Genomic DNA, 25,047 nt, shown 5'->3' with positions numbered 1-25,047 from the left:
ACAGGCGATCTAGCCTCCGCTCACGGAGGACGGATGCGGCTGCATCGCATCGCCGTGCTCCTGCTCGCGCTTCTCTTCGTCGTCTCGCCTCTCGCCGTTCTCGCCCAGACCTTCCCCGCCCTTACCGGCCGCATCGTCGATCAGGCGAACATCCTCAAGCCCGAGGAACGCGCCGCGATCGAGGCCAAACTCAAGGCGCATGAGGACAAGACCTCGGATCAGCTCGTGGTCGCCACGATCACCTCCCTAGAGGGCACGAGCATCGAGGACTATGCCAACCGCCTCTTCCGCACCTGGCAGCTCGGGCAGAAGAAGAACGACAACGGTGTGCTGCTGCTCGTTGCGCCCAACGAGCGCAAGGTGCGCATCGAGGTGGGCTATGGCCTGGAGGGCGCGCTCACCGATGCCCTCTCGAAGGTCATCATCACCACGGCCATCGCTCCGCAATTCCAGAAGGGCGACTTTGCCGGCGGCATCGATGCGGGCACCGACGCCATTCTCTCCATCCTCACCGGCGATGCGGAGCAATGGCAGCGCCGGGCCGAGGTGCGGGAAGATCCGTCCTCGAGCATGGATGCGATCATCACCTTCCTGATCATCGCCTTCATCCTGTTTCAGCTTTTCGGAGCCATGCGCGGAAGCAGGAGGGGCGTGCGGGGCCGGCGCAGGTCCAGCCCCTGGATCATCACCACGGGCAGCGGCTGGTCCGGCGGAGGGGGCGGTTGGTCCGGCGGCTCCGGCGGCGGAGGCTTTTCAGGCGGGGGCGGATCGTCGGGCGGCGGCGGCGCCTCGGGGAGCTGGTAATGATTTCAGAGCACGATCAACAGCGGATCTCGAACGCCATTCACGAGGCCGAAAAAAGCACGGCGGGCGAAATCTTCGTCGTAGTGGCGCGCCAAGCCAGCGCCTATCGCGCAATCCCTGCGCTCGTCGCCCTGTTCATGGCGCTCGTCTCGCCATGGCCGCTGATCTGGTTCACGGATCTCGGCCCCACCCGGATCTTCACGATCCAGCTCGCCGTTGCGGCTGCGCTCAACGGGCTTCTCGCCTGGCCGCCGCTTCACCTCGCTCTGATTCCAAACAGCATCAAGCGCGCGCGGGCGCATGAGGCGGCTTTGCGGGAATTCGTGAGCCATGGGCTCTCACGCACGCAGGGCCGGACGGGCGTGCTGATCTATGTGGCGGCAGCCGAGCATTATGCCGAGATCATCGCCGATATCGGCATCGCGGATCGGGCAGGCCCTGCCCTGTGGCAAGAGATCATCGATGCACTGACCGCGGCGATCCGTCAGGGCAAACCGTGCGAAGGGCTTCTGCAGGCTGTGCAGCGCGCAGGCGCGATCCTGGCCGAGCACGCGCCGCCGCAAGCACAGGACGCGAACGAGCTGCCGAACAAGGTCGTGCTTCTTTAAGGGATCAGAGGCCTGAGCTTTTCGCGGCGCCCAGAATCACGCTGGGCCTGTCGTCATGCTCGGTCTGGAGCAGCACCACATAGCCATCCCCGCCGCTGCGGGCGGTTTCGACCGGGATCTCGAAGCGGGCCGAGCCGCCTTTCCATTCGCCGACGCGTTTCAGGCCGCGCACCACGTTGGCATAGGTGACGGTCCTGCCCTTGTTCTCCCCGCGCTCGATGGGCACGGTCTGGGAGCGCAGTACGGGCAGTACCCACACGAGAGCCTCCCGGCTGACAGGTTCGGCAACCTCCGTCACGGTCACGGTGACGGTGCCGTTCTGCTCGCTGAGGTCCAGATCCACCGGCAGGCCCGCACGATCCTTCAAGGTCATCCGGATTGCGCTCTCAATCTGAGCCCGGTCCGAGCCGATGCAGGATTTCTTGCCGTTGACGATCATCTGCGGCGTGAAGACCTGCCGGTCGTTGCGGGCATGGGCATAATCCTTCTGCCGCGCGGTGAAATCGGCATGGGCGAGAGTATCCTTCCAGCCGAGATAATCCCAATAGTTCACCGGGAATGAGAGCGCTACGATATCGGGCCTCCGGGAATACTCGACCAGCAGCTCATCCGCCGGAGGACAATTGGAGCAACCCTGGCTGGTGAAGAGCTCCACGACCGCGCGCGGCGGGTCCGCAAGAGCAGGCTGAAGGAAAGCGGCCAATCCAATAGCCGCCATTGCGAGTTTCAGTCGTGACACCATGATGCGCGCCATGAAACACCAAGGCCGGTTCAAGGGGAACTCACTTTACCTTGAACGTCGGTCTCGACTTTGGCCGGAACCCGCCAGCGGCGGTGCATCCACAGCCATTGCTCGGGATACTCGCGCACCCATTCCTCCACGACGGCGGTCATGGCCTGCATGGCGCCCTGCACGTTGATCAGCCCGTCGGGATCGCGCGGCAGATCGAGGGGCGGCGTCAGCTGCAGGCGGAAGCGGTGGTTCGGCAGCCGGATCACCCGCACGCCATGGACGGGGCAGTCGAAATTGCGGGCGAACTTGCCGAGGATCGGGTTCACGAGCGCCTTGCGGCCCATGAAGTCCACCAGCACGCCACGGGTGAAATGCTGATCGATGAGCATGCCCAGATGCCCGTTCTTCTCCAGCGCTCCCTGCATGGCGAAGGCCGCGCCCTGACGCGCGGCTTCCAAATTGCCCATGGTTTCGCTGCGGATCTCGTGGATCACCCGGGCGATGGCCGGATCGTTGGGCGCGCGGAACACCGCCGTGGTGTCCAGGCCGAAACGCGCCGCGCAGATGGCGGGCAATTCCCAATTGGCAAGATGCGCCGAGAAGACGATGCCCGGCTTGCCGTCATCCCGCAATGCGAGGAAGTGCTCGATGCCGTCGACTTCCGTGCGGCCCGGCACGGTGCTGTCGGGGTCGAAATCGAACAGGTTGCCGAGATGGGGATATTCCCCGCCCGTGCGGCCGAGATTGTCCCAGGCCGCCATGGCGAGCGCCTTCACCTCGGCCTCGGATTTATGCGGGTAAGCGGCTCGGATATTGGCGAGCGCTGTCTTGTGCGCCTTCAGGAGCGGCCCGAAGGTGCGGGCGAGCGCCGAGCCGATCGCCCCCGAACGCTCCGGCCCTAGGGCGCGCGAGAAGGCGAACACGCCGCGCACGACGCCGACCATCACCGTCTCGGTGAGACGCGAAAGGAGGCTGCGGGGGCGGTTGGACTGCTGCACGTTCAGGATTTCCGGCTATGAAAAGGAAAGGGCTTCCCGCGTGTTTTCCGCGAGGAGCCCGTTTCGTCAAGATTTATGGTTGAAAGGCTGCCCGTGCCAGGGGTCAGAACGTCACGATGACCTTGCCGAACACCTTGCGGCCTTCCAGCCGCTCCAGGCCCTTCTGGAAATCGTCGAGGGGGAAGACGGAATCGATGACCGGGCTCATGCCCTGAGACATCTTCTCCAGGGATTGCGCGATGTTCTCGATGCGGCAACCGAACGAGCCGAAGATCCGGTATTGCTGCTGGAAGAGCTGCATCAGGTTCATGGTGGTGGACACGCCCGAGGTGGAGCCGCAGGTCACGAGGCGCCCGCCGCGCTTCAGGCACAGCAGGGATCCGTTCCAGGTCTCCGCGCCCACATGCTCGAACACCACGTCGACGCCCTTGCGCTTGGTGAGCATGCGAACCTCACCCTCGAAGCGCTCTTTCCGGTAGTTGACGACGTAATCGGCACCGAGCGCCTTCGCCTTCTCGCCCTTCTCGTCGTCGCCCACGGTCGTATAGACCGTACAACCGATGGCCTTGGCCATCTTGATTGCCGCCGTGCCAATGCCGGAGCCGCCCGCGTGGACCAGGATGGACTCGCCGGGCTCCAGCTTCGCGTTGTCGAACAGCATGTGCTGCACCGTGCCGAAGCCGATAGGGGCGCAGGCCGCCTGCTCGAAGGAGACGCCCTTCGGCACCGGGATCACGAGGCGCTCGGGGCGGTTGATCAGCTCGCGGGCGAAGCCGTCGATATGGAAGCCCATGATGCCGGCGACGTTCTCGCAGAGATTGTCCCAGCCCTTGCGGCAGGCGCTGCAATGGCCGCAGGTCTCAGCACCATACATGGTCACCGGATCGCCGACCTTGAACCGGGACACCCCTTCGCCCACAGCTGCGATCTCGCCTGCGGCTTCCACGCCAACGGCCTGCGGCATCTTGCGCTTGGCGAAAGCCATGCCGCGGAAGCCCCAGACGTCGAGATAGTTCAGCCCCAGCGCCTTGATCCGCACCTGCACCTCGCCCGCGGCGGGTGGCGGGGGAGCGTCCATCTCGGTGATGCGAATGTCACGGTCGCCGAAAAGCTGAAGGGAGCGCATGGACAACAATCCTGGTCAGCGTCGCAAGCCGGAGCTTAAGCTGCGGCAGCAACGGGGAAATCTGTATGCGGCGGCTTAAAGGGCGCGCGGAGGAATGGCAAGCTCTGGCGCCTTTTCCGTAGGTCATCCCGGACGGCGAAGCCGATCCGGGATCGTTGTTGGAATGTGGCACCATTCTTGTCTTGCGGTCCCGGATCTCCGCTATGCTCCGTCCGGGACGACGCTTTGGGTTTACCGATGCACGCCTAGCATCGAGGTCAGGCCGCCGTCGATGGGCAGGACCGCGCCGGTGATGTAGGCGGCGGGCTCGCTCAGCAGAAACGCGGCGAGGCCTGCGATCTCTTCCGGCTTCGCGAAGCGCCCGGAGGGAATCTGCTTTTCCATGTTCTCGCGATAGGCGGCATAGGGCGCCATCATGTCCGTGTCGATGAAGCCCGGCGCGATCACGTTGACGGTCACATTCCGCTTGGCGGTCTCGACGGAGAGCGTGCGGCAATAGGAGATGAGCGCGCCCTTGGAGGCTGCGTAAGCCGCGTTGCCGGGATTGCCCTGGAGCGCTGCTACCGAGCCAATGGCGACGATGCGGCCAGCCTTCGCGCGGATCATGCCGCGCATGACGGATTTCGCGATGCGGGTCAGCGACCAGAAGTTCACCTGCATGGCGGCTTCGGCCTTGTCCTGCTGCATCATGGCGGCAAGCGCATCGTAGGGCTGGCCCGCATTGTGGATGAGCCCGAAGAAGCTCTCACCCTCCAGCATTTCGCAGAAAGTCTCCAACCCCGCCTTGTCGGCGAGATCGACCTCGTGCGCCTTGATGGTGCGGCCGGGATTCGCCTGCATCAGCTCATCGGCGAGAGCCTTCGCCGCATCGCCGGACGAGCGATAGGTGAAATCCACGTCGTGGCCAGCGGCCACCAGCGCGCGCACGATGGCTGCGCCGACGCCTTTTCCGCCGCCTGTCACCAAAACCCGGGTCATATCCTGTCGCTCCGGCAAAATCCCTTCCCCCTTGTGGGGAGGGTTAGGGTGGGGGTGTCGGCGCTACGGTCTGAAATGTTGGCGCTTGCACCCCCACCTCCATCTCCTCCCCACAAGGGGGAGGAGGGCTCCGTTGCGCTCCTCTGATTGGTTTTTACTTCGGCTCGGCCCCGAAGACGAGGCAGGTGTTCTGTCCGCCGAAGCCGAAGGAGTTCGAGAGCACGTATTTCACATCCGCGTCGCGCGCGACGTTCGGCACCACATCGAGCGGGATCGCGGGATCGGGCACCTGATAATTGATCGTCGGCGGAATGCGGCCCGTCGAGAGCGTGAGCAGCGACATCACCGCTTCCACCGCACCGGCGGCGGTGAGGGTGTGGCCGATCATCGACTTGTTCGACGAGATCGGAAGATTCGCCATGCGCTCGCCGAAGACGGCGGTGCAGCTCATGGACTCCATCTTGTCGTTCTCCGGCGTCGAGGTGCCGTGCGCGTTGATGTAGTCGATGTCGTCGGGCGTCACGCCTGCATCGTCGAGGGCCTGCCTGAGCGCTGCAATCGCGGGCGAGCCGTCCGGCGAGGAGCGCGTGCGGTGGAAATTGTCGCCCTTCTCGCCGCAGCCGAGCACGTAGCCGAGAATCGTCGCGCCGCGCGCCTTTGCACTTTCAGCGTTTTCGAGCACGAGCGCGGCACCGCCCTCGCCCATCACGAAGCCGTCGCGGTTCTTCGAGAACGGCTTCGATGCGCCTTCCGGATTCTCGTTCTGCGTCGAGAGTGCGGAGAGCAGCGAGAAGCGGATGAGGGATTCCGGATTCACGGAGCCGTCCGTGCCGATGCAGAGCGCCGCATCCGTCTCGCCGCGGCGGATGGCTTCGACGCCGAGCTGGATCGCGGTCGCGCCCGACGAGCAGGCGGTGGAGAGCGAGATCGGCGAGCCTTTCGTGCCGAACCTGTCGGCGACGCGGTCGGCAACCGTGCCGAAAATGAAGAGGTCGTGCCACTTCTTGAACTCGCCGGTGGCCGCAGCCTTCAGCAGGTCCTTGTAGGTGACATCGCCGTCCTGGCCGGAAGCCTTGGCGAGCGCCTCGCGCTGCGGCCATTCCATTTCGACCGGAGGAACCGCGATGAAGAGCGCGCCTGGAAAATCGCTCGATGCAAGGCCCGACTGGCCGACGGCCTCTTCGGCAGCCAGCATCGCCAGCCGCTCGGAGAGCATCGGCGCGCAGAAGGGCTCCACGTCGATGAAATCGATGGTGCCTGCAATCGTGGTGCGCAGGCCCTCCGTGGGAAAGCGGTTGATGCGGTGAATGCCGGACTTGCCCGCCGTCAAAGCGGCCCAGGTGGCATCCTTGCCCTGACCGAGGGAGGTGACCACGCCCATGCCGGTGACGGCGACGAGCGGACGGCCCTGTTTGTCGCGAAGCGCCATGCCGTTTTCCTCTTAAACCTTGGTGAGCCGAATGGCGCCTTCGCCGCGCCAATGGCCGACGGAGGTGACGAGGGCCTCATGGGCCGTCCCCTTCGCGATCAGCCCGGCGGCGAGCGCCACGCCCGTGGGAGCCTGGGCTTCCATGGTATGGCCGACGACATCGCCGGTGGCATGGACCGCCGCGCCCGGCGCGATGTCCGTCAGAGCGACCTGCTCCTCTTCGGTGATACCCTTCACGCCGGTCGCGCCGGAGATCACCACGTCGGGCTTGGCTTCCAGCGCCTTGGCGAGGCCATGGAGGGCCTTTTCCACGCTGCCCGTTTCCCGGCGCGAACGATCGGATGCAACACCTGCAACGGACGCAAGAGGCTTCGCGCCGCGCTTTTCCGCATGCTCGCGGGATTCGAGCACGAGGAAGCATGCGCCGGAGCCCAGGATCATGCCGCCGCCGTCGGGGGAACGCTCACGGACCGGCGCGTAAGGCTTCTTCCAGAGAAAGCCGCCCATTTCATAGATCAGCAGCACGTCGGGCCGCTCGGCATTGTAGGCGCCGCCAACGAGGAAGATGTCGTCCTGTCCGGAGGCGATGCGCTCACGGGCGATGCGGATCGCATCGACCCCGCTCGATTCCTCGCCCATGAAGGTGCGCGAACCGCCGGTGACGCCATGCACGATGGAGATGTTGCCTGCGAGCAGGTTGGAGAGCTGTGCGAGGAAGAGCGTGGGGCGAAGATCGCCCATCAGCCGCTCGTTGAGGAAAACGCCGGGGTTTTCGGCATTGCGGAGACCGGACAGGATTTGCCCGTCGACCGCGTAATCGCGCTCGCCGCCGCCTGCCGACACGATGAGCTGCATGCGTCCCTTCAGGTCCGCATCCTCCTTCGCGCCAGCCGAATCGAGCGCAAGCCCAGCCGCATAGCAGCCGAGCTTCTGCCAGGCTTCCATCTGCCGCTGGTCGGATTTCTTCGGGATCTGGCGGTCCCATTCTAGGGACGCCACCGGATGAACCGGGACTGGCGCGAAGGTCTCAGCATCCGTGTTGGGCGTGCCCGAGAGCGCGGAGAGGTGTGCATCCAGCCCCTCTCCCGCGCAGGAGACGATGCCGATACCGGTGATGACCACGTCACGCATTGACTGCCTCCAACAGGCCGATGCGCTTGGCCTGGGCACGCATCTGGCCGTCCATGCCTTCGGGGAAGGGCATGATCCTGAACCGCAGCTCAGCATCGCAGATCGGCTTGCCCTCGGCCAGGATCTTGGCCTTCGTCACCGCGTAGCCCGATCCTTCGTGCTCCAGCTGCGCCTGAACGGTCAGCACCGTGCCGGGGCCGACGAAGGTGCGGAAGCGCGCCTTGTCCACGGCCATGAGGAACGGCATGTGGGTGAAGCCCATGAGACCCAGCACGAGATAGCCGGAAGCCTGGGCCATGGTCTCTGTGAGAAGAACGCCGGGGACGAGGGGATGACCGGGGAAATGACCCTCGAAGACGGGGCTTTCCTGTGGAACGGTGGAGGTCACCTCGATCCGCTTCGCATCGCGGTCGAGCACCACCACCCGGTCGATCATTTCAAAATATTCGAGGCGCATTGTTTTCGCGGAACCTGTCCCCCTCCCCCTTGTGGGGAGGGGCTAGGGGTGGGGGTGCCAGCGTAGAACTGGACCAGCGCGGCGCTTACACCCCCACCTCCAACTCCTCCCCACAAGGGGGAGAAGGGCTGTGTCGCGCCTGCCATCCCGACTCCGAAAGGCAATTTGCCGGAATGGACGTCTCTGGTTTTAGGCCTGCTTTGCGGCCACAAGCGCGTCGATGCGCGCCACGAGGTTCTTCAGGACGAAGTATTCCTCGGCCGGAGCCTTGCCTTCGTTGACTTCCTGGGTCCACTGCTCGAGGGGCAGCTTGATCCCGAAGGCCTTGTCGATCGCGAACGCGATATCGAGGAAGGCGAGCGAGTCGATGCCCAGATCCTCGATGGCGTGGCTCTCGGGGGTGATCTGGTCGCGCGGGATGTCGGCGGTCTCGGAAATGATGCCGGCGACGGTCTCGAAGGTAGACGACATGACGCCGCTCTCCTGAAATGCTTGAGCCCCCAACGATTCCGCCGCTGCCGGACCGTATCAGGCCCAGATCCCAGCCGCTCGTCTCGTCAAGGAGGGTTGTCTTGGAACGCTCCCCTTACACGACAGGGACCTCAGCGGCAACCGATTGGTTGCATTTCCGGCGCTCCGGGTGGCATCCGCCCCACCCGAACCTGCGGCAAGGGTTAAGGGCGGCAGCGATTGATTCTTCGGGCTCTATGGTGAATAAGAGCCCGCCTTAAGTCCTTGAGGACTGAGGTTTCCGCCTCCGGATGACGTTTCAGACTGGACCCAAGGTGCTCAACAGGTTCCGCAAACCTGCCGTCCGCCGTGCCCGCCGCATGGCCCGTATCGCCCGATGGAACAAGCCCATCGAGGGGACGCTCGGTCGCCTGCGCGCCTGGGCCAACATGCTGCTGGTCGATCACGGGGTCTTCCGCCTCATCTATCTGAACAAGCACCGGGTATCGGAGCGGCTCTGGCGCACGGCCCAGCCCGCCCCGCACCAGATCGAGGCGCTTGCCGCCCAAGGCGTGCGCACCATCATCAACCTGCGCGGCGGACGCGAGCACGGCTCCTGGCAGCTCCAGAAGGAGACTTGCGAGCGGCTCGGAATCCATCTGACCGAGTTCGTGGTGCGCTCCCGCGGCGCGCCGGACCGCAAGACCCTGCTCAAGGCCAAGGAATTCTTCGAAGGCGTTGAATATCCGGCCGTGATGCACTGCAAGTCGGGTGCGGACCGGGCCGGTTTCATGGCCGCGCTCTACCTCATCGTCCATGAGGGCGAGAGCGTGGACGAGGCGCAAAAGCAGCTCCACATGCGCTACGGCCACTTCCGCTTCTCGAAGACCGGCATTCTCGACGCCTTCTTCGACATGTACCGCCGCGAGGGCGAGGCCAACGGCATGCCCTTCCTGACCTGGCTGGAGACCACCTACGACGCCAAGAGGCTGGAACAGGAATTCCGCCCCGGTTTCTGGTCCAACATCCTTGTCGACCGGATCATGCGGCGGGAGTAGAGAGCCTGTATTTTGCATGACAGGCTGCTGGTTCTACATCCTTCGCTGCGCGGATGGCAGTTACTACACGGGGACAAGCCGATCCGGCGATCTGGAAACACGGATCAGCCAGCACAACCAAGGCCTCTTTGGTGGCTACACGGCCACGCGCCGCCCTGTAGAGCTCGTCTATTCAGCTCACTTTGAAAACATCACGGACGCGATTGCCTATGAGCGGCAAGTCAAAGGCTGGTCGAGAGCGAAGAAAGAGGCCTTGATCAGCGGGGACTTCGACACGCTTCAGTGATTATCGAAAAGACATTCCTCTTCAGGAGAATCGTAATCCTCTGCCCTCATCCTGAGGAAGCGCGAAAGCGCCGTCTCTAAGGATGTTTCAGTGCACCCTGGAGACGCCTCGCCCTTCGAGACGCTTCGCTCCTCAGGGTGAGGCTGCGGGGTGCTTAGGGTAAAACGGAAAGACTGGGCTCTGAATCATCCGACAGCTGCAGCCGGTGCAGGCGCGCATAGGCTCCCGCCTTTGCGATCAAGGCATCGTGCGATCCCATCTCGATGATGCGGCCCGCTTCCATCACCACGATCTTGTCCGCGTCGCGCACGGTCGAGAGACGATGCGCGATCACCAGCGTCGTGCGGCCCTTCATGAGCTTGCGGATCGCGTCCTGCACAAGCCGCTCGGATTCCGAATCGAGGGCGCTCGTAGCCTCGTCCAGCAGCAGGATCGGCGCGTTCTTCAGGAAGGCGCGAGCCAGCGACACCCGCTGGCGCTCGCCGCCCGAGAGACGCCCGCCGCCGGGGCCCACAACCGTGTCGTAACCCTCCGGCTGCTTCACGATGAAGTCGTGCGCGGCAGCGGCTTTCGCCGCCTCCACGATCTCCTCGTCCGAGGCGCCCGGACGTCCGAAGGCGATGTTGGCGCGGATCGTGTCGTCGAAGAGCACCACGTCCTGGCTGACGACAGCGACGGCCTGGCGCAGGCTTGCCAGCGTCACATCGCGAATGTCCTGGCCGTCGATGAGAATTGCGCCGCCGGTGACATCGTAGAGGCGCGGCACGAGCGAGAGCAGCGTCGACTTGCCGGACCCCGAGCGGCCGACGAGCGCCGTGGTGCGACCCGCCTCGGCGACCAGATCGATGTGGTTCACGGCCAGCGCCTCGCCGTTGTAGGAGAAGGCGAGATCGGCGAAGCGAACCTCGCCGCCCTTCAGCACGAGCGGCTTGGCATCGGGCTTGTCCTGAATGCGCGGCTTCTCGTCCATGACGGCGAAGGTGCGCTGCAGGGCGGCGGCCGCCTCCTGCACGATGGCGTGGAGATTGCCGAGCGCACGGATGGGTTGGGCTGCGAGCAGCAGCGCGCTGACGAAGCCTGTGAAATCGCCCACCGTGCTGTTCTGCGAGAGAATGCGCTGGCCGATCAGCACCAGCACGGCGGCAACCGCGATGCCGCCGCCCACTTCGAGCAGCGGATCGAGCCGCCCGCGCGCATTCGCGCCCTTCATGCGCAACCGGCGAATTTCGTCGAAGGTGCTCGCGGCCTTGGCCTTGAGATAGCCTTCCATCCGGTAGGTCTTGGCGATGCGCGTACCGGCGAGGCTCTCGGTGATGAGGCCTGCCATCTGGCCCGTCTGCTCCTGCATGGAGGAGGCCACGCGGCGCAGCTTGCGGCCGATCTTCTCGACCGGATAGGCGAAGAACGGCACGGTGATGCCCGCCACCAGCGCCATCATCGGATCGATCCAGATCATCGCCGCCACCAGCGCGATCACGGTGGTGATCTCGCGCAGGAACACGGTGGAGAGGCGGGTGAGCGCCTCCTTGATGAAGGTGAAATCCGTGGTGAAGCGCTGGGTGAGCGCCGCCGGGCTCTCGCGGCCGATCTGGGCGAGGTCAGCCTCGATCAGATGGCTGTAGAGCCTGGTCTGCATGTCGGCCTCGATGCGCGTCACCACCTTGTTGGTGAGCACGGTGAGCGCCAGCAGCGAGAAGCCCTTCACGGAGGTCACCGCGATCACGAAGAGCGGCGCGAGGTAGATGGCCGTCACGTCCTTCGTATCGAAGGCGTCGAACGCCGCCTTGATCAGCACCGGGTAGAGGCCCGTCGCGCCCGCGACCAGGGCCACCAGCACGAGCACGCCCATGAGCGTCCTGGCATGCGGGCGCATCCAGTCGCGCCAGAGGCGCTTGATCAGGGGGACGGTATCGCCTGTGAAAAGGCTTTTGCGGGCCATGACGTGCTTGAAACCTATCGGATAACGGGCCGCGAGTTACCACGCGAGGCCCGTCATCCGCAAATCCAGCTCCGCCGCACCCCTCTCAAACAGCCTTGAGGTAGCGCATCGGGCGTCCCGGCGCGATCATCTCGGCGGCGGCGATGATGCCCTGAGCGTCGATGCCGAAATGGCGGTAGAGGTCCTTGATCGTGCCCGTCTGGCCGAAATGCTCCACGCCGAGCGAGCGGGTGCGGTGGCCCATGACGGAGCCCATCCAGGCCAGCGTCGCCGGATGGCCGTCGATCACCGTCACCAGACCGCAATGCGCCGGCACGTCGCCGAGCAGGCGCTCCACATGGCTCTTGGCGTGCACGAGGCCACGCTCGCGGGCGCGCTGCGCCGCCGTCCAGCCGGCATTGAGGCGATCCGCCGAGGTGATGGCGAGCAGGCCGATGTCGCGGCGGTCCTCCGCCATGAGGCCGACCGCCTCGATGGCTTCCGGCGCGACCGCGCCCGTATAGGCAACGACGACCTGCGCGTTGGGGCCGGGCTTTCTCAGCCAATACGCGCCCGCCATGATGTCGTCGGCCAGCTCTGCTGTCATCTCGCGCTGCGGCTGCTCCAGGCTCCGCGTGGAGAGGCGCAGGTAAACCGAACCGCCGGTCTCGTCGCGCAGCCAGGTATGCTCGTTCGGCTCGCCTTCGCCGTTGCGCTGCATGTAGTCGAAGGCCCAGCGCATGATGATGGCGAGTTCGTCCACGAACGCGGGCTCGAACGAGGCCAGACCATCCTGCGCCATTCCCACCAGCGGCGTTCCGATGGATTGATGCGCGCCGCCTTCCGGCGCGAGCGTCACGCCCGACGGCGTGGCGACGATCATGAAGCGCGCGTCCTGATAGCAGGCATAGTTCAGCGCATCCGCGCCGCGATAGATAAAGGGGTCGTAGAGCGTGCCGATGGGGAGCAATCGCTCGCCGAAGATCGAATGCGAGAGCCCCAGCGCGGAGAGCACGATGAAGAGGTTCATCTCCGCGATGCCGAGCTCCAGATGCTGGCCCTTCGGCGAGAATTCCCAATTGTAGGTCGAGGGAATCCGCTCCTTCTTGAAGGTATCGACCATGCTGTTGCGGGCGAACAATCCGCGACGGTTCACCCACGCTCCGAGATTGGTGGAGACCGTCACGTCGGGCGCCGTCGTCACGATGCGGTCGGCCAGAGCCTGGTCGGACCGCGCGAGCTCATTGAGGATGAGACCGAAGCCCTGCTGCGTGGACATGGAGGGATTGGCCGGGAACGAAAGCTTCTCAGGCACCGGGACCGTGGGCGCGGAATAACGCCGCCGCCCCTTCTGCACGAAGGGCACTTTTTGCAGGAAATCCTCAAGCTCGTTCCGCGCGATTTTCGCGCCCTCGAACTTGTCCCATTCATGGCCCGGGCGCACCCCTTGCGTGGCGCGCCAGGCTTCCATCTGGGTGGGTGTCAGAAGGCCCGAATGATTGTCCTTGTGGCCTGCGAGCGGCAGGCCGAAACCCTTGATCGTATAGGCGATGAAGCAGACCGGACGATCGTGCTGGCGCGCCTTCTCGAAAGCGTCGAGCAGGCTCGGCAGATCGTGTCCGCCGAGATTGCTCATGAGACGCGCCAGTTCCTCGTCCGTGCGCTTCTCGATGAGGCGCGTGACGGAGCCCTGGTCGCCGAGATCGTCGAGCAAGCGCTTGCGCCACGCCGCCCCGCCCTGGAAGGTGAGCGCGGAATAGAGCTGGTTCGGGCAGGTATCGATCCAGGCTTTGAGCTTCTCGCCGCCAGGCTCGGTGAAGGCCTCCTGCATGAGCGATCCGTATTTCAGGATCACTACCTCCCAGCCAAAATTGCGGAACAGCGCCTCGAAGCGCTCCCACAGGCCCTCGCGGATCACGGCGTCCAGACTCTGGCGGTTGTAGTCGACGATCCACCACGTGTTGCGAACGCCGTGCTTCCAGCCTTCGAGCAGCGCCTCGAAGATGTTGCCCTCGTCCATCTCCGCGTCGCCGACGAGGGAGATCATGCGCCCTTCCGGCAGATCCTTCGCCCAGCCATGGGCCTTCACGTAATCCTGCACGAGGCTCGAAAAGAGCGTCTGCGCCACGCCGAGGCCCACCGAGCCCGTGGAGAAATCCACGTCGTCCACATCCTTGGTGCGGGAGGGATAGGATTGCGCGCCCTTGTAGCCTCGGAAATTTTCCAGCTTCTCGCGGGTCTGGTTGCCGAAGAGATACTGGATCGCGTGGAAGATGGGGCTCGCATGGGGCTTCACCGCAACGCGATCCTCAGGCCGCAGGGCCGAGAAATACAGCGCCGTCAGGATCGTGGAGAGGGACGCCGAGGACGCCTGATGCCCGCCGATCTTCAGCCCGTCCCCGTTGGGACGCAGGTGGTTGGCGTTATGGATCGTCCAGGTCGCAAGCCAGAGCACCTTGCGCTCCAGTTCCTCCAGAATGCTCAGGTGCCGTGCGTCGGCCATAGTGATCCTCCTTAAGGCGGCGCCTTGATTCTAGAACCCTGCCCCATCGCTTTCGAGGTCAGGCGGGGCTGCAATCGGAATTCCTGTTGGGCTAGCGTTAGCAGAGGCTGCCTGTCCGTGCCACAGGATCAACCTTATGTTCCCTCGTCCTCCTCTTCCGCGAAATCCCCGCTCAGGCGAAGACCCTCGATCCAGGTTTCGCCTTTTCGCTTGATGACCCGGCGCGGCGAGATGCCACTGTTACGCGCAATGGCCTCGGCGAGCGGCTCGGAATGGGTCACGAGCCACACCTGCGTACGCTTGGAGGCCGCGACGATCATTCGTGCGAGTGGTTCGAGCAGGTCGGGATGCAGGCTGGTCTCGGGTTCGTTCAGGGCGATGAAGGGCGGAAGGCGATAGGACAGAAGCGCCCCTGCGAGCGCCAGAAAATGCAGCGTGCCGTCGGACAGTTCCGAGGGTTGGAAGACGCGCTTCGGATAATCGGGAAAGACCACGCCGAACGTGGCGAAACGGTCGGGCTCGGGAATGACGAGCCGTGCACCGGGAAAGGCATCGTCGAAGGCCTGATCAAGGTCGGTGGTGTCTTGGCGGATATGAGCCAGGGTTGCGAACACCGCTGCCAGGTTCGAGCCGTCGGAGGCGAGCGTCGGCGATGTCACCGCAAGACACGGCTGGCGCAGGGACGAGCGGGCATCGGTGCGGAAATCGTGAAAGAACCTCCACTCCAGCATGGTGCGGCGGGCCAAGTGCAGGTCAGGAAAAGCAGCCGCATCCTGCAGCGATCCGAGAGCCGTCTCGGAGGGCAGGATTTCGCTGCCCAAAGGCCGCTTCGCTCCCTCCTCATCGAGGCAATGTCCTCTCGGACCCCGGCGTTCCAGCAACGTCCTCGAGCGCTTACGCGCCTCGTAGACGAGCGCTTCCACCTTGATCTGCGGCTCCAGCGAAAACCCGGCGCCCAGCAGCTCCACCAGGCCTGTCTCGACTGCGTATTCGAGATTGTAATCGCTGGCTCCCTCTCCCGACAGGCGCACGCCCAGCCTGACCCGCACCGGCTCCTTGGGATTGCGCTGACCCGCCCAGTAAACCGAATCGAAGCCGCCCTCGGCGGCGAGGTCGCGGGTGAGCGTACCGGTCGCCGCCGACTGCAGGAGCTGGAGCGAACGGTAAAGGTTGGTCTTGCCTGTCCCATTCGCGCCCACGAACACGGACAGGGGCTCGACGGGAAAGCGGATATGCCTGAGCGAGCGGTACCCGGCAGCGAAGACTTCTTTGATGAAGAGCATGGGCTGAAAGGACAGGTGAGCCGGGAAGAAGGCTGCGACCCTATCCGCTTCGGGGACTGACCGCAAAAACGAAAAGCCCGCCTGACGGCGGGCCTTCGTAAAACTCTCAAGACTTGAGAGAAATTGGAGCGGGCGAAGGGATTCGAACCCTCGACCCCAACCTTGGCAAGGTTGTGCTCTACCCCTGAGCTACACCCGCACCGCTCCGCGATGCACATGGCATCGTTTCGAGGCCGCTGATTTGCCCCAAAACGACTCATATTGCAAGGGGTCTTCGCCAATCTTTTTGACGCGGGGTTGAGCCTGCTCACCCGGCCCGGTAGAAGCCGGAGGACAAGCTGGAGTCCCGAAGTCTTGGCTCATCTTTCCCCCAAAGAACTGCTGGAGCGCCTGAACGCGCTCGGCATCCCATCCGAGACGGTCGAGCATGAGCCCGTCTTCACGGTGGCCGAATCGAAGTCCGTCAAGGAAAGCGTTCCTGGCGCGCACTCGAAGAACCTGTTCGTGAAAGACAAGAAGGGGCGCTACTTCCTCATTTCCGCCAAGCACGACACCGCTATCGACCTCAAGCGCACGCATGAGGTCATCGGCGCGTCGGGCCGCCTCTCGTTCGGCTCTGCCGAGCAGCTCAAAACCATGCTGGGGGTCGAGCCCGGCTCCGTCACGGCCTTTGCGGTGGTGAACGACACCGAAGGCAAGGTGACGATGGTGCTCGATGCCAACCTGATGGAGCACGAGCGGGTGAACTTTCATCCGCTGGTCAATTCCATGACGACTGGCGTGTCGCGCGAGGATCTGGTGAAGTTTCTACGCTCCACGGGCCATGATCCGATGATCCTGCGCCTTCCCGAGCCGGCGGCGGAATTGCCAGACGCGCCCTAAGATCCCATCTAGGCCCAAAGCTTCTTCTCACGATCACCCTCTCGAGGATCGCATGTTGACCGATAACCCCTCCCCCGGAATGCCGTCCACCGATCTCGTGAAGGACACCACCACCGCCGATTTCCGCCAGGACGTGGTGGCCGAATCGATGAATCAGCCGGTGCTGGTCGATTTCTGGGCTCCCTGGTGCGGCCCCTGCAAGCAGCTCACCCCCGTTCTCGAGAAGGTGGTGAAGGCCGCCGGCGGCAAGGTGAAGCTCGTGAAGATGAACATCGACGAGCATCCGCAGATCGCCGGCCAGCTCGGCGTGCAGTCGATTCCCGCCGTCTTCGCCTTCCAGCGCGGCCAGCCGGTGGACGGCTTCATGGGAGCCCTGCCGGAAAGCCAGTTGAAGGCCTTCATCGAACGCCTCGTCGGGCCGCTGGGCCCAGGCGCGACGGAGGAAATCCTGGCCGAGGCCGACGGGCTTGTCGCCGCCGGCGACATGGCGGGCGCGGCAGAACTTTATGCAGCCGTTCTCTCGCAGGAGCCCGATAACGCTCCGGCGCTCGCCGCCCTCGTGAAACTTCATGTGGAGGTGGGCGACCTGGAGGGCGCGAAGCGTTTCCTCGCCATGGCTCCCCCGGCCAAGGCGAACGATCCGGCGATCGCAGGCGCACGCGCCGCGGTGGAACTCGCCGAGCAGGCGGGCTCTCTCGGCGATACGGCCGAGCTTCACCGCAGGATCGAAACCGATCCGCTCGATCATCAGGCACGCTTCGACCTCGCGATTGCGCTGAATGCGCGCGGAAAGCGGGAAGAAGCGCTCAATCACCTCCTTGAAATCGTTCGCCGCGACCGCAATTGGAACGACGATGGCGCACGCAAGCAGCTCGTCCAATTCTTCGAGGCCTGGGGCCCCATGGACGAGATGACGATTGCAGGGCGGCGGAGGCTTTCCTCGCTTCTGTTCGCCTGATGATTCTCGAAACAACAGGGAGATCGGAATGGGAATGAACGCGGTATACCGGGGGCCTGAGGATTGCCCATCGGTCATTCCCGTTTTCCCCTTGCCCGGCGCGCTGCTTCTGCCGCGCGGACAGATGCCGCTCAACATCTTCGAGCCGCGCTACCTCGCGATGGTGGATCACGCACTGAAAACCGATCGCGTGATCGGCATGATCCAGCCGGATGCGGACAGCGAGGCCTCCACCGCTCCCAGGATCTATTCCGTCGGCTGCGCAGGCCGCATCACGCAGTTCGCCGAAACTGGCGATGGGCGCTATCTCATCACGCTCATCGGCATCGCGCGGTTCCGCGTGGAGGAGGAGCTGCCGCTCATCGACCTCTTTCGCCGCTGCCGGGTGAATTTCGAGCCCTTCGCGAGCGACTTCACCGCTCGCGCGGGTGAGAACGAGGTGGACCGCAACGGCGTGCTCAAGGCGCTGCGCGACTTCGTCGATTCGGCGCATGTGAAGGTGGATTGGCGCGGCATCGAGGAAGCGCCCAACGAGGCTCTCGTGAATGCGCTTTGCATGATGAGTCCCTTCGGCGTGCGCGAGAAGCAGGCGCTCCTCGAAGCGCCGAACCTGAAGACCCGCGCGGAAGTTCTCATCGCCTTGACCGAGATCGAACTCGCCCGCGGCGGCGTCAGCTCCGATTCGACGCTGCAATAGGATGAAACCCATGTCTGCCGAGCCGAACGCTCCAATCCAGTCCGACGCTCCTCCGCCTGTGGAAGCCACGCGCATCGATCCGAAGCTCCTGGAGCTTCTCGTCTGCCCGCTCACCAAGGAAACCCTGGAATACGACGCCGCGCGCCAGGAACTCGTCAGCCGCCGCGCGAAGCTCGCCTATCCCATCCGCGACGGCATCCCGATCATGCTGCCGGAAGAGGCGCGCCAGCTCACGGATTGACGGCGAAAGTTTCGCCGGACAACCCGGGATGACGAACTAACGCCTCTGCGCAATCGCGTCGGCCAGCGCCAATGTGCGCTTCGCCATGTCCGCATGCAGCCGCTCGACCATGCGGCCCTTGTGGCTGATCGCGCCTTTTCCGGCGTTCTCCGGCTGCTCGAAGAGATCGACGATCGCGCGGGCGTTCTCCACCTCATGCGCGGATGGTGCGAACACCTCGTTCGCCATGGCGATCTGACCCGGGTGAATCAGCGTCTTGCCGTCGAAGCCGCAATCGCGGCCCTCGATGCACTCGCCGCGAAAACCCGCTTCATCCGAGAGATCGTTGTACACGCCATCCAGAATATCGATGCCGTAGGCGCGCGCCGCAGCGAGCGCCGTCATGAGCCACGGCATCATCGTGGCGCGCCCGGGGTTGAGGCGCGCGCGCGTATCTTTCGCGAGATCGTTCGTGCCCATGACGAGGCAGGCAAGGCGCGAGGTTTGATCCTGCGCCACGGCGGCGATGGCCTGCGCCTGCAGAATGGCGAGCGGGGTCTCGATCATCGCCCACACGCGCGTCTTTTCCGGGGCTCCGAGGGAATGTAGACGCCTGCCCGCTTCCAACAGCTCGTCAGGCGATGAAACCTTCGGAAGCAGGATCGCATCCGGCGCGGCATCCGCCGCTGCTGCCAGATCCGCCTCGGCCCAGGGCGTGTTGAGGCCGTTGATGCGGATCACGAGTTCCCGCGAGCCGTAGCCGCCCGCCTTCACCGCGGCGCCGACAGCGCCACGCGCCTGTTCCTTCATCTCCGGCGCAACCGCATCTTCGAGATCGAAAATCACGACGTCGGCGGGAAGGGTTTTCGCCTTCTCCACGGCGCGGGCGTTGGAGGCTGGCATGTACAGGGCGCTGCGGCGGGGACGGATCGCGATCATGAGAGTTCCTCGGATGTGCAATCGGTTTTAATGACGCTCCAGGGATCGCGCAAAGGAGAAGCGGGCAATGTGGGTTGCGGGGGTGGACGGCTGCCGGGCCGGATGGATTGCAGCGCTCATGCGGGTGGGCGATCCCGCTTCTGCCCGAATCATGGTCGCGCCCACGCTCGATGCCATCGTCGACGCGCCGGAAGCGCCTGCGTTCATGGCGGTCGACATCCCCATCGGCCTGCCCGCGACGATCGAGGGCTCCGGGCGCGCGCCGGAACAGCTGATTCGCCCGCTTCTCGGGCAACGGCAATCCTCGGTCTTCTCGATTCCCGCACGCGCGGCGGTTCATGCCCTCGATTACGGCGAGGCCTGCGCGCTTGCCCTGGCGGCCTCGAACCCGCCACGCAAGGTTTCGCGACAGGGCTTTGCGATCTTCGCGAAGATCCGGGAAGCGGACGCTCTCTTGCGGGCGCGTCCCGATCTCGCGAGCCGCATCTACGAGGTGCATCCGGAACTGGCTTTCTGGTCGCTCAACGGCGAGCGCGCGCTGCACGAGCCCAAGAAAGTGAAGGGTACGCCCTATGGACCCGGCATGGAACTGCGCCGCCGGCTTCTCATGAGAGCAGGACTTCCCGAAGCCCTGGTCCACAGGGCGGCCCCCAAAGGGGCAGCCGCCGATGACCTGCTCGATGCGCTCGCGGGGTTGACCGTGGCGCTCGATCTCGCGACAGGTGGAGGCCAATCCTTTCCCGACCCGCCGGGCCGTGACGCCCACGGCCTGCCGGTCGCCATCTGGACGCTTCGGAACACCACCATGACGATCACCCGCGCCGAGATCGAAGCAGCCCACGCCCGCATCGCCTCTCATATCCGCCGCACGCCGGTGATGAACCTGAACGGGGCCTTCGGCCATCCGGGACTGGTCAGCCTCAAGCTGGAGTTCCTGCAGCATGCGGGTTCCTTCAAGACGCGCGGGGCCTTCAACACGCTCCTCTCTAATCCTGTTCCGGCGGCAGGCGTGGCGGCGGCTTCCGGCGGCAACCATGGCGCGGCGGTGGCCTATGCCGCCAGCCGGCTCGGCGTGAAGGCGCGCATCTTCGTTCCTGAAATCTCGAGCCCCGCGAAGGTAGCCGTCATCCGCTCGCACGGAGCGGAGGTGGTGATCGGCGGCGCACGCTATGCGGACGCGCAGGAAGCCTGCGACCGTTACGTGGCCGAGAGCGGCGCATTGCGCATCCATCCTTTTGCCGCAGAGAGCACCATCACCGGCCAGGGCACCGTTGGGCTCGAATGGGAGCAGGATGCCCCCGATCTCGACACGGTGCTCGTGGCGGTCGGCGGCGGCGGCCTCATCAGCGGAATCGCGAGCTGGTGGGCAGGCCGGGTGAAGGTGGTGGGCGTGGAGCCCGAAGGCTCGCGCGCGCTGCACGCGGCCCTCCAGGCCGGCAGGCCGGTCGATGTGGATGTGGATTCCGTGGCGGCCGATTCCCTCGGCGCCCGCAATACGGGCGATCTCGTCCATGCCATCAGCAGCCAAACGGTCGACCATGTGGCCCTCGTCGGTGACAAGGCGATCCGCGAGGCGCAACGGGTTCTCTGGCGCGACTATCGCATCGCCTCCGAGCCCGGCGGTGCGGCGGCTCTGGCGGCTTTGATCTCGGAGGCTTATAAGCCTCAATCTGACGAGCGGGTCGGCGTGCTCCTGTGCGGGGCCAATGTCGAACTCTCCAAGCTCGCCGAACTGATGCACTGACAACAAGGAACCGCCCATGTTTCCCCAGCGCCTGACCGACGGCTACCGCTCTTTCGTCAATGACCGTCTCCCTCGCGAGAAGAGCCGCTTCGAGGCGTTGGCCGAGAAGGGTCAATCTCCGGAGGTGATGGTGATCGGCTGCTGCGACAGCCGCGTGTCGCCGGAGGTGATCTTCGACGCGAGCCCGGGCGAGTTGTTCGTGGTGCGCAACGTGGCCAATCTCGTGCCGCCCTTCGAGACCGGGGGCGATTATCACGGCACCTCGGCCGCCCTCGAATTCGCCGTGCAGGCGCTGCGCGTGAAGCACATCGTGGTGCTGGGCCATGCCCGCTGCGGCGGCGTGCGCGCCTTCGCCGACGACACCGCCCCTCTTTCGCCGGGCGATTTCATCGGCCGCTGGATGACCCTGATCAAGCCTGCGGGCGAGCGCCTCGGGCCTCACGACGGCAACCTGGAAGAATACCTGCCGCGCCTGGAACTCGCCGCCGTCGAGAACAGCCTGCGGAACCTGATGACCTTCCCCTGCGTGCGCATTCTGGTGGAGCGCGGCAAGCTGCAGCTGCACGGCGCTTACTTCGGCGTGGCGACCGGCGTGCTGCTGGTGCGCGACCCGGAAACCGGAGAGTTCAAGCCGGCGGTGGAGGACATGCCGGATCGGGTGTCGATGTTCCGCGCGCAGCAGGTGCAGGAATAATTCGTCTTCCGGGCGGGTGCTTCATGATAATGCGGGCGCTTGGCATGGCGCTCCTATCATCTATAGTCCTTTCGTGCTCAAGAGCGGGCCGGCTCACGAACTTTCCTGAACCGGCGCCGTTAGCGATGCGCCCGTAATGACGATCATCCCGAACGTGCAGCTGGAGCCTCCGCGCCGACAGCTGCAGGTTTGCTCTTGAGCTCCTCAATCCATGCGCCCCTATGGTGACCTCAGAACAGCGCCCGCAGACTTCCTTGCCGGAGGCGGGGAGATGTCTGAGCTCATGCGGCGGTTCGACTGGGGCAGCACCTCCATCGGCCCTATGGAGATCTGGCCCCAGAGCCTGAGAACCACGATCAGCATCATGCTGCGGTCCCCGATTCCCATGGTCCTGCTCTGGGGGCTGGACGGGATCATGATCTATAACGATGCCTACACGGTTTTCGCCGCCGGTCGTCATCCCCGCCTTCTCGGCTCCAAGGTTCTGGAGGGCTGGGCGGAAGTCGCCGATTTCAACGCCAACGTGATGCGGGTCGGCATGGCGGGCGGCACCCTCTCCTACCGCGATCAGGAACTCACGCTCCACCGCAACAACGTGCCGGAGCAGGTCTGGATGAATCTGGACTACAGCCCTGTCATCGACGAGACCGGTAAGCCCGGCGGCGTTCTGGCCATCGTGGTCGAGACCACGGAGCGCGTTCTGGCCGAGCGCAGGAACGTGGCGGAAAAGGACCGGCTTCGCGAACTGTTCCACCAGGCCCCCGGCTTCATGGTGATCTGGAACGGGCCCAACCACGTGTTCGAGTTTGTGAACGAAGCCTATTACAGGCTGGTCGGCCAACGCGACCTCATCGGCAAGCCCCTCATGGAGGCGCTCCCGGAAGTGATCGATCAGGGCTTCATCGGCCAGCTCGACGAAGTGTACCGGACACAGGAAACCTATGTCGGCCGCAGCATCCCGGTTTACCTGCGCCGCAAGCCCACGCAGGAGCCGGAACAGCGCATCATCGACTTCGTGTTCCAGCCGATCCGCGATGCTGAGGGCCGGGTCACCGGCATCTTCGCCGAAGGCAACGACGTCACCGAGCGGGTTCGCTCCGAGGAGCATCAGCTGCTCCTGCTCAACGAGCTGAATCATCGCGTCAAGAATACTCTGGCGACGGTGCAGTCCATTGCGTCCCAGACCCTGCGGACGGCGACCTCGACCCAGGCCGCGCGCGAGGCGATCGAGTCCAGGCTGTTCGCCCTCTCGCGCGCTCATGACGTTCTCACCCGTGAGAACTGGGAAGGCGCCTGGATCGGCGAGGTCGTCAGCGAGGCGATGCACCCCTTTCAGTCGGTCGGCCACAGCCGCATCCATTGTCATGGACCAAAGGTCAGGCTGCCGCCCAATGTGGCTCTCGCAATCGCCATGGCGCTCCAGGAGCTCGCGACCAACGCGGTCAAGTACGGCTCCCTGTCGAACGAAGCGGGCAAGGTCCGGATCAGCTGGCAGGTCGATGAGACGCGAGACAGCCCTCATCTCGTCCTGAGATGGGAAGAGAGCGATGGACCGTCCGTCGTCCCGCCCACCCGCCGGGGATTCGGCACCCGCCTCATCGAACGAAGCCTGTCTCAAGGCCATCTCGCCGGCGAGGCGAAGATCGATTTCGCAGCGGACGGCGTCGTCTGCACCATTGATGCACCGCTCATCGAGGCGCACGAGGAGCAGGACTGATACCAGCGCAGCCGACAGAGCCGCGCCGCTCATCCCCAAGCCTCAGCCTGAGGAGCGAGCTTGCTCGCGTCCTGACGGGCGAGGCGCCTCCCGTGTACTCTGGATCCTCCTTCGAGACGCCGCTTCGCGGCTCCTCGGGATGAGGATCGAGATCAATGGCCCGGCTCTCAAACACTCCCAAACAAAAAGGCCGCCCGGAGGCGGCCTTTTTCACTCTCGCTGCAAATGGCCTCAAGCCGCCTGCTTCTTCGCCTTCAGCAGGCCGCGATTGGCCATGGCTTCCGCGATCTGAATGGCGTTGAGCGCCGCGCCCTTGCGCAGGTTGTCCGAGACGCACCAGAAGGACAGGCCGTTCTCGACCGTGATGTCCTCGCGGATGCGGGAGATGTAGGTGGCGTCCTCGCCGGCAGCCTCGTGGGGCGTGATGTAGCCGCCCGGCTCGCGCTTATCGACAACCATGATTCCGGGCGACGCACGCAGGATGTCGCGGGCCTCGTCGGCCGTGATCGGCTTCTCGAATTCCACGTTCACCGCTTCCGAATGGCTGATGAACACCGGCACGCGCACGCAGGTGGCGGTGAGCTTGATCTTCGGGTCGAGAATCTTCTTGGTCTCGGCCATCATCTTCCACTCTTCCTTCGTGTACCCGTCCTCCATGAACACGTCGATGTGCGGAATCAGGTTGAAGGCGATGCGCTTGGGGAACTTCTTCTCCTGCACGTCCTGCAGGGAGTAGAGCGCCTTGGTCTGGCGGTCGAGTTCATCCATGCCGTCCTTGCCGGCGCCGGAAACCGACTGGTAGGTGGCGACGACCACGCGCTTGATGGTGGCGGCGTCATGAAGCGGCTTCAAGGCCACCACGAGCTGCGCGGTGGAGCAATTGGGATTGGCAATGATGCCCTTCTTGATCTCGCGCAGCGCCTCGGCGTTCACCTCCGGCACCACGAGGGGCACCTCCGGGTCGTAGCGCCAGGCGGAGGAATTATCGATCACCACCGCGCCCTGCGCGGCGATCTTGGGCGACCATTCCTTCGACACTTCGCCGCCCGCTGACATGAGGCACAGATCGACGTCGGAGAAATCGTACGTATCGAGCGTCTTCGTCTTCAGGGTCTTGTCGCCGTAGGACACTTCCGTTCCCTGGCTGCGGCGCGAGGCCAGCGCCACCACCTCATCGGCCGGGAAAGCGCGCTCGGCCAGGATGTTCAGCATCTCGCGGCCCACATTGCCGGTCGCACCCACGACGGCGATCTTGTAACCCATTGGACTTCTCCTGTTGTCGTTCTCCCCGGGAGATAAAAAGACCCTGTTCGGGTGTCGCCTCTCGCCCCGTGGGGAGAGAGGACCGGGGACGACGAGGCTTATTCGGCCGTCGTTTTGACAGCCGTCGTGGCGGTTTTCGTTTTGCTCGTCGTGTGAGTGAGCAGCGCCATT

General features: G+C 64.6%; 24 protein-coding genes and 1 tRNA gene. 11 read left to right on the top strand and 14 right to left on the bottom strand.

Going from position 1 to position 25,047, the window contains the following annotated elements:
- Positions 1-33 precede the first annotated feature (33 nt).
- Both BLP10_RS03930 and BLP10_RS03925 read left to right on the top strand, forming a co-directional pair.
- Positions 34-804, top strand: coding sequence for a TPM domain-containing protein (locus BLP10_RS03930; RefSeq protein ID WP_091130409.1), 771 nt, complete (start codon positions 34-36; stop codon positions 802-804).
- Entirely contained in the window at positions 804-1,412 is a 609-nt protein-coding gene (locus BLP10_RS03925; protein WP_091130406.1) for a TPM domain-containing protein, read from the top strand. Before BLP10_RS03930 ends, BLP10_RS03925 begins: the two co-directional genes overlap by 1 nt.
- A gap of 4 nt (positions 1,413-1,416) precedes the next feature.
- On the opposite strand, the gene BLP10_RS03920 is transcribed toward BLP10_RS03925, so the two are convergent.
- The 8 genes from BLP10_RS03920 to BLP10_RS03885 all read right to left on the bottom strand — a co-directional run bounded on the left by BLP10_RS03920 (position 1,417) and on the right by BLP10_RS03885 (position 8,735).
- Positions 1,417-2,166, bottom strand: a complete 750-nt coding sequence (locus BLP10_RS03920) for a DUF1223 domain-containing protein (RefSeq protein WP_244510387.1) — start codon at positions 2,164-2,166, stop codon at positions 1,417-1,419.
- 17 nt (positions 2,167-2,183) lie between these two features.
- Complete coding sequence (locus BLP10_RS03915) at positions 2,184-3,143, bottom strand: lipid A biosynthesis lauroyl acyltransferase (protein WP_280141068.1); 960 nt, start codon at positions 3,141-3,143, stop codon at positions 2,184-2,186.
- Between the two features lie 103 nt (positions 3,144-3,246).
- Positions 3,247-4,269, bottom strand: coding sequence for a zinc-binding dehydrogenase (locus tag BLP10_RS03910; protein ID WP_091130402.1), 1,023 nt, complete (start codon positions 4,267-4,269; stop codon positions 3,247-3,249).
- Positions 4,270-4,500: 231 nt separating this feature from the next.
- On the bottom strand, positions 4,501-5,247 hold the full coding sequence (locus BLP10_RS03905) for an SDR family NAD(P)-dependent oxidoreductase (RefSeq protein WP_091130399.1): 747 nt from the start codon (positions 5,245-5,247) through the stop codon (positions 4,501-4,503).
- Between the two features lie 154 nt (positions 5,248-5,401).
- A complete protein-coding gene (locus BLP10_RS03900; RefSeq protein WP_091130395.1) occupies positions 5,402-6,676 on the bottom strand; it encodes a beta-ketoacyl-ACP synthase in 1,275 nt (424 codons plus the stop codon).
- Between the two features lie 12 nt (positions 6,677-6,688).
- Positions 6,689-7,807 carry a beta-ketoacyl-ACP synthase gene (locus BLP10_RS03895; RefSeq protein WP_091130391.1) on the bottom strand — a complete coding sequence of 373 codons (1,119 nt, stop codon included), beginning with the start codon at positions 7,805-7,807 and terminating at the stop codon, positions 6,689-6,691.
- Entirely contained in the window at positions 7,800-8,264 is a 465-nt protein-coding gene (locus tag BLP10_RS03890) for a 3-hydroxyacyl-ACP dehydratase FabZ family protein (RefSeq protein ID WP_091130389.1), read from the bottom strand. Before BLP10_RS03890 ends, BLP10_RS03895 begins: the two co-directional genes overlap by 8 nt.
- Positions 8,265-8,453: 189 nt before the next feature.
- Positions 8,454-8,735, bottom strand: coding sequence for an acyl carrier protein (locus BLP10_RS03885; protein WP_047190190.1), 282 nt, complete (start codon positions 8,733-8,735; stop codon positions 8,454-8,456).
- Between the two features lie 314 nt (positions 8,736-9,049).
- On the opposite strand from BLP10_RS03885, the gene BLP10_RS03880 reads away from it, so the two are divergent.
- Positions 9,050-9,772: a fused DSP-PTPase phosphatase/NAD kinase-like protein gene (locus BLP10_RS03880; RefSeq protein WP_091131965.1), complete on the top strand. Its 723-nt coding sequence runs from the start codon at positions 9,050-9,052 to the stop codon at positions 9,770-9,772.
- Between the two features lie 16 nt (positions 9,773-9,788).
- Entirely contained in the window at positions 9,789-10,058 is a 270-nt protein-coding gene (locus BLP10_RS03875; protein WP_091130385.1) for a GIY-YIG nuclease family protein, read from the top strand.
- Between the two features lie 154 nt (positions 10,059-10,212).
- Here BLP10_RS03875 and BLP10_RS03870 read toward each other — a convergent pair whose 3' ends face one another.
- The 4 genes from BLP10_RS03870 to BLP10_RS03855 form a co-directional block, all read right to left on the bottom strand.
- On the bottom strand, positions 10,213-11,997 hold the full coding sequence (locus BLP10_RS03870) for an ABC transporter ATP-binding protein (RefSeq protein WP_091130381.1): 1,785 nt from the start codon (positions 11,995-11,997) through the stop codon (positions 10,213-10,215).
- Between the two features lie 85 nt (positions 11,998-12,082).
- Entirely contained in the window at positions 12,083-14,479 is a 2,397-nt protein-coding gene (locus tag BLP10_RS03865) for a transketolase-like TK C-terminal-containing protein (protein WP_091130377.1), read from the bottom strand.
- Positions 14,480-14,613: 134 nt separating this feature from the next.
- Positions 14,614-15,762 (bottom strand): AAA family ATPase, encoded by a 1,149-nt coding sequence (locus BLP10_RS03860; protein WP_091130372.1) that lies wholly within the window; start codon positions 15,760-15,762, stop codon positions 14,614-14,616.
- A gap of 124 nt (positions 15,763-15,886) precedes the next feature.
- Positions 15,887-15,961, bottom strand: a tRNA-Gly gene (locus tag BLP10_RS03855).
- Between the two features lie 155 nt (positions 15,962-16,116).
- Between BLP10_RS03855 and BLP10_RS03850 the strand changes: the two genes are divergently transcribed.
- Genes BLP10_RS03850 through BLP10_RS03835 form a run of 4 tightly spaced genes read left to right on the top strand, consistent with a single transcriptional unit; the run spans position 16,117 to position 18,540 of the window.
- On the top strand, positions 16,117-16,644 hold the full coding sequence (locus BLP10_RS03850; protein ID WP_091130368.1) for a prolyl-tRNA synthetase associated domain-containing protein: 528 nt from the start codon (positions 16,117-16,119) through the stop codon (positions 16,642-16,644).
- 52 nt (positions 16,645-16,696) lie between these two features.
- A complete protein-coding gene (trxA, locus tag BLP10_RS03845) occupies positions 16,697-17,602 on the top strand; it encodes a thioredoxin (RefSeq protein ID WP_091130365.1) in 906 nt (301 codons plus the stop codon).
- 28 nt (positions 17,603-17,630) lie between these two features.
- Positions 17,631-18,299 (top strand): LON peptidase substrate-binding domain-containing protein, encoded by a 669-nt coding sequence (locus tag BLP10_RS03840; protein WP_091130362.1) that lies wholly within the window; start codon positions 17,631-17,633, stop codon positions 18,297-18,299.
- 10 nt (positions 18,300-18,309) lie between these two features.
- The gene (locus tag BLP10_RS03835) at positions 18,310-18,540 is read left to right on the top strand and encodes a Trm112 family protein (RefSeq protein ID WP_091130358.1); all 231 of its coding nucleotides are present in this window, start codon (positions 18,310-18,312) and stop codon (positions 18,538-18,540) included.
- Between the two features lie 36 nt (positions 18,541-18,576).
- Here the strand turns inward: BLP10_RS03835 and BLP10_RS03830 are convergent, their stop codons facing one another.
- Positions 18,577-19,458 (bottom strand): HpcH/HpaI aldolase/citrate lyase family protein, encoded by an 882-nt coding sequence (locus tag BLP10_RS03830; protein WP_091130355.1) that lies wholly within the window; start codon positions 19,456-19,458, stop codon positions 18,577-18,579.
- Between the two features lie 67 nt (positions 19,459-19,525).
- Between BLP10_RS03830 and BLP10_RS23930 the strand changes: the two genes are divergently transcribed.
- The 3 genes from BLP10_RS23930 (at position 19,526) to BLP10_RS03810 (ending at position 23,613) form a co-directional block, all read left to right on the top strand.
- Positions 19,526-21,202: a serine/threonine dehydratase gene (locus BLP10_RS23930; RefSeq protein ID WP_342025902.1), complete on the top strand. Its 1,677-nt coding sequence runs from the start codon at positions 19,526-19,528 to the stop codon at positions 21,200-21,202.
- A 16-nt stretch (positions 21,203-21,218) separates the two neighbouring features.
- Positions 21,219-21,896, top strand: coding sequence for a carbonic anhydrase (locus BLP10_RS03815; protein ID WP_091130351.1), 678 nt, complete (start codon positions 21,219-21,221; stop codon positions 21,894-21,896).
- Positions 21,897-22,167: 271 nt separating this feature from the next.
- Positions 22,168-23,613, top strand: coding sequence for a sensor histidine kinase (locus tag BLP10_RS03810; RefSeq protein WP_244510386.1), 1,446 nt, complete (start codon positions 22,168-22,170; stop codon positions 23,611-23,613).
- Between the two features lie 231 nt (positions 23,614-23,844).
- On the opposite strand, the gene BLP10_RS03805 is transcribed toward BLP10_RS03810, so the two are convergent.
- Positions 23,845-24,876 carry an aspartate-semialdehyde dehydrogenase gene (locus tag BLP10_RS03805; RefSeq protein WP_091130344.1) on the bottom strand — a complete coding sequence of 344 codons (1,032 nt, stop codon included), beginning with the start codon at positions 24,874-24,876 and terminating at the stop codon, positions 23,845-23,847.
- Positions 24,877-25,047: the final 171 nt, after the last annotated feature.

Source organism: Microvirga guangxiensis (genome assembly GCF_900102135.1).
GTDB classification, from domain to species: Bacteria; Pseudomonadota; Alphaproteobacteria; order Rhizobiales; family Beijerinckiaceae; genus Microvirga; species Microvirga guangxiensis.
This window is presented reverse-complemented; position numbering and strand designations above follow the sequence as displayed.

Coding starts and splice junctions, on each gene's coding strand:
- BLP10_RS03930 (WP_091130409.1), top strand. CDS start 34: ATGCGGCTGCATCGCATCGCCGTGCTCCTGCTCGCGCTTCTCTTCGTC.
- BLP10_RS03925 (WP_091130406.1), top strand. CDS start 804: ATGATTTCAGAGCACGATCAACAGCGGATCTCGAACGCCATTCACGAG.
- BLP10_RS03920 (WP_244510387.1), bottom strand. CDS start 2,166: ATGGCGCGCATCATGGTGTCACGACTGAAACTCGCAATGGCGGCTATT.
- BLP10_RS03910 (WP_091130402.1), bottom strand. CDS start 4,269: ATGCGCTCCCTTCAGCTTTTCGGCGACCGTGACATTCGCATCACCGAG.
- BLP10_RS03905 (WP_091130399.1), bottom strand. CDS start 5,247: ATGACCCGGGTTTTGGTGACAGGCGGCGGAAAAGGCGTCGGCGCAGCC.
- BLP10_RS03900 (WP_091130395.1), bottom strand. CDS start 6,676: ATGGCGCTTCGCGACAAACAGGGCCGTCCGCTCGTCGCCGTCACCGGC.
- BLP10_RS03895 (WP_091130391.1), bottom strand. CDS start 7,807: ATGCGTGACGTGGTCATCACCGGTATCGGCATCGTCTCCTGCGCGGGA.
- BLP10_RS03890 (WP_091130389.1), bottom strand. CDS start 8,264: ATGCGCCTCGAATATTTTGAAATGATCGACCGGGTGGTGGTGCTCGAC.
- BLP10_RS03885 (WP_047190190.1), bottom strand. CDS start 8,735: ATGTCGTCTACCTTCGAGACCGTCGCCGGCATCATTTCCGAGACCGCC.
- BLP10_RS03875 (WP_091130385.1), top strand. CDS start 9,789: ATGACAGGCTGCTGGTTCTACATCCTTCGCTGCGCGGATGGCAGTTAC.
- BLP10_RS03870 (WP_091130381.1), bottom strand. CDS start 11,997: ATGGCCCGCAAAAGCCTTTTCACAGGCGATACCGTCCCCCTGATCAAG.
- BLP10_RS03865 (WP_091130377.1), bottom strand. CDS start 14,479: ATGGCCGACGCACGGCACCTGAGCATTCTGGAGGAACTGGAGCGCAAG.
- BLP10_RS03860 (WP_091130372.1), bottom strand. CDS start 15,762: ATGCTCTTCATCAAAGAAGTCTTCGCTGCCGGGTACCGCTCGCTCAGG.
- trxA (WP_091130365.1), top strand. CDS start 16,697: ATGTTGACCGATAACCCCTCCCCCGGAATGCCGTCCACCGATCTCGTG.
- BLP10_RS03840 (WP_091130362.1), top strand. CDS start 17,631: ATGGGAATGAACGCGGTATACCGGGGGCCTGAGGATTGCCCATCGGTC.
- BLP10_RS03835 (WP_091130358.1), top strand. CDS start 18,310: ATGTCTGCCGAGCCGAACGCTCCAATCCAGTCCGACGCTCCTCCGCCT.
- BLP10_RS03830 (WP_091130355.1), bottom strand. CDS start 19,458: ATGATCGCGATCCGTCCCCGCCGCAGCGCCCTGTACATGCCAGCCTCC.
- BLP10_RS23930 (WP_342025902.1), top strand. CDS start 19,526: ATGTGGGTTGCGGGGGTGGACGGCTGCCGGGCCGGATGGATTGCAGCG.
- BLP10_RS03815 (WP_091130351.1), top strand. CDS start 21,219: ATGTTTCCCCAGCGCCTGACCGACGGCTACCGCTCTTTCGTCAATGAC.
- BLP10_RS03810 (WP_244510386.1), top strand. CDS start 22,168: ATGTCTGAGCTCATGCGGCGGTTCGACTGGGGCAGCACCTCCATCGGC.
- BLP10_RS03805 (WP_091130344.1), bottom strand. CDS start 24,876: ATGGGTTACAAGATCGCCGTCGTGGGTGCGACCGGCAATGTGGGCCGC.